Genomic DNA, 3,378 nt, shown 5'->3' on the forward strand with positions numbered 1-3,378 from the left:
GAGCGCTCGCGTCCTCGACCATGTACGTGATGCGGTCAGCGGGATAGTCCGGATCCAGAGGGACGAACGCGGCACCCGCCTTCAAAATCCCCAGGACACTGGCGATCAGATCCGGCGAGCGATCCAGACAGACGGCCACGAGAGTGTCCGCAGTGATACCCGAGCCGCGCAGGTGGTGGGCCAGCCGGTTCGCACGCGCGTTGATCTCGGCGTAGCTCCACTCCTGGTCACCGTAGGCCACAGCCACCGCATCGGGATCGGCAGCGACCCGGTCCTCAACCAGCCGATGGATGGTCGCCGCGTCCGGGTACGGGCCGGTGACACCATTCCAGTCGACCAGGATCTCCTGCCGCTCCCCCTCCGTCAGCATGTTGAGTTCCCCGATGCGTGCCCCGGGCGAGTCCACCACAGAGGCCAGCAGGCTTTCCAGGTGGCCTGCCATGCGTTCGACCGTCTCCGCGTCGAACCTGCTCCGGTCGTAGACGAAGCGGAACTCCAGGGCCCGGCCCGCCGAGACGACGAGGGTCAGCGGGTACCCGGTGCGCTCCACACAGTTCACCAGGCGCCGGGTCAGTCCCTCGGGGAAGTCCGACGGCTTCTGCACGACCGGGTAGTTCTCGAAGACGAGAATGGACCGGAACAGCGGCTCGCCGCGCGGGATCCTGCTGTGCTTCTGCACGTCGACCAGGTGGCAGTACTCCCACTGCCGCATCTCCAGTTGTTCGTCCTGGAGATCCCGCAGCCACTTGGAGACGACCAGGTCGCCCGTGAGCCGGCCGCGCACCGGCAGCGTGTTGATGAACAGGCCCATCATCGACTCGACACCGGGCAAGTCGATCGAGCGGCCCGAGATGGTCGAGCCGAACAGCACCTCGTCCTGGCGGCTGTACCGTGAGAGCAGGATCGACCACAGGCCCTGCACCAGGGTGTTCATCGTGACGCGCTGGGACTTGGCGTAGTCCCGGGCCCGCGCGAACAGCTCCGCGGAGGCGCACACCTCGAACTCGCCGACTCCTGTGTCACCGGTGTCCCGATCGACGTGCAATGCGGTGGGCTCGGTGACGCCCGCCAGGTAGTCGGACCAGAACGCTCCGGAGTCATCGTCCCGGCGGGAGTTGAGCCACTCGATGTACCGGCGGTACGGGACCGTCGGCGGCAACTCGGCGGGAGTGCCGTCGAGCAGCGAGCGATAGATGGCGAACAGCTCCTTCTGAAGGATCTGCACGCTCCAGCCGTCGAGGAGGATGTGGTGGAAGGACCAGACGACGATGCGGCGTTCCTCCGTCATGCGCAGCACGGTGACCCGGACCAGCGGGGCCCGTGACAGGTCGAACCCTCGGGCCCAGTCCTCCGCCAGGAAGGCGTTCAGCCGCTCCTCATGGCCGGACAGGCCGCGCAGATCCCGCACCTCGAAGGGGAGGGGAGCCCGGCGCTGCACCACCTGCACCGGCTCCGACACCCCCTCCCACACGAATGCGCTGCGGAGGATCGTGTGCCGGTCGACGAGTTGCTGCCAGGCGGCGCCGAACAGCGTCTCGTCGAAGGGTCCTTCGACCTCCTCCGTCATCTGCACCATGTAGGGGCGCGTGTCGGAGGTGTCCTCCAACGAGTGGTACAGCATGCCGAACTGTAGGGGCGAGAGGCCGTAGACGTCTTCCACGTTGTGCGCGCTCATATCGAGAACCTCTTCAGGATCGCGGCCATGTCGGCGTCACCGACATCGGTGAGGGGAACACCAGGGGACTCCCTGCGGGCGTCGGCGGCTCCGTCGGCGCTGCCGGCGATCAGCTCGCGCAGGTGGCCGAGGACACCGTCGGCCAGGTGCTCGACGGTGCGCCGGTCGTGCAGCGCGGTCGAGTAGTTGATGTACAGGCCGAACGTGTCGCCCTCGACGGCGGCGGTCACGTCCAGCACGTTCCAGCGCATGCCGTCCGGGCTGATCGAGTGGCCCTTGGGCTCTTCGGGACCGGCGTACCGTCCGATGCCCGGCAGGTCCCTGGTGAACTGCCCCAGGTAGTTGAAGTTCACTTCCGGAGTGGGCTGCCTACGCAGTACGGAAGCCACGTCCGGGGTGCCGAGATGGCGCAGGATGCCGTAGCCGACGCCCTTGTTGGGGATCCGCGCCAACTGTTCGCGGACGGAGTCGAGCGAGGCCACCGCATCGGTGGCTCCTGGTTCCAGTCGCAGGGCGACGGGGAAGACGGACGTGAACCATCCCACGGTCCGTGACAGGTCTACGTCGGGGAACAGATCCTCACGACCGTGTCCCTCCAGACCGATCAGGATCTCGTCGTCCCCGGTCCAGTCGCGCAGGGCGTGTGCCAGCGCGGTGAGCAACGCGTCGTTGATCTGGGTACTGAAGGCCCTCGGAACGTCCCGCAGCAGGGCACGGGTCTCCTCGGGGCTGAGCGTCGCCACGAGGCCGACGGCGGATCCCAGGTCGTTGCGGCCGTCCCGGTCACGGGGCACCCGGCCGGCCGGTTTGGGCTCGGACCAGTAGGCGAACTCGGCCCGCGCCTGCGCGGATCGGGCGAAGCCGTGCAGTCGCTGGGCCCACGACCGGAACGACGTCGTCTTCGCCGGCAGCAGGGGTGCGAGTCCGGCGGCCCGCCGCTCGTAGCAACTGCCCAGGTCCTCCAGCAGTATCCGCCAGGACACGCCGTCGACCGCCAGGTGGTGTACGACGATGAGGAGCCGCTGCCCGCGCGTGGCCCCCAATTCCAGCAGGGCGGCCCTCAGCAGCGGGCCCTTGGCCAGGTCGAGGCTCTGCTGCGTCTCCTCCGCGACGTCCAGCGACACCGGCGCCAGGGCCTCGTCCGCGACACCGGACAGGTCGTGCACGTCGAGGATGCCGGTGTCCACGGTGTCGTCCAGGTACTGCCGCCAGCCGTCGGCCTCGTCCGCGCAGCGCAGGCGCAGCGCGTCGTGGTGCTCGATCAGGTCGGCCAGCGCGAGACGCAGCACGTCGGGGTCGAGTCCGTCGGTGACCAGGAGTTCGGCCTGGTTGAAGTGGTCGAACGCCGGCAGGTCCTTCTCGAAGAACCAGTGCTGGATCGGTGTCAGCGGGACCTCGCCCACCACGCGGCCCTGCTCCGCGTCGACCGGCGTGGCCGTACCGGCCTGGACCGCGATCTCGGCGATCGTCTGGTGCTTGAAGATCAGCCGCGGAGTGAGGTGCACACCGAACTTCTTGGCCCGGGCGATCATCTGGATGCTGATGATCGAATCCCCGCCCAATTCGAAGAAGTTGTCGTGGATGCCGACGGTGTCGATACCGAGGATCTCGGACCAGATCGCGGCGAGGGTGCGCTCGATGTCCGTCCGGGGTGGGGTGTAGGTGGTGTCGAGGTCGGGTCGGTGGTGGTCGGGTGCGGGGAG

At 68.1% G+C, this 3,378-nt stretch carries 2 protein-coding genes; both read right to left on the reverse strand.

The window, feature by feature from the left end; genetic code table 11:
- Positions 1-1,675 (reverse strand): condensation domain-containing protein (locus IE273_RS42950; protein WP_189820536.1); only part of this gene is annotated, 1,675 nt, incomplete at its 3' end.
- Positions 1,672-3,378 (reverse strand): condensation domain-containing protein (locus IE273_RS42955; protein WP_229888146.1); only part of this gene is annotated, 1,707 nt, incomplete at its 5' end. The genes IE273_RS42950 and IE273_RS42955, both read right to left, overlap by 4 nt.

The sequence above is a fragment of the Streptomyces olivaceoviridis genome (assembly GCF_014650115.1).
Lineage (GTDB): Bacteria > Actinomycetota > Actinomycetes > Streptomycetales > Streptomycetaceae > Streptomyces > Streptomyces olivaceoviridis.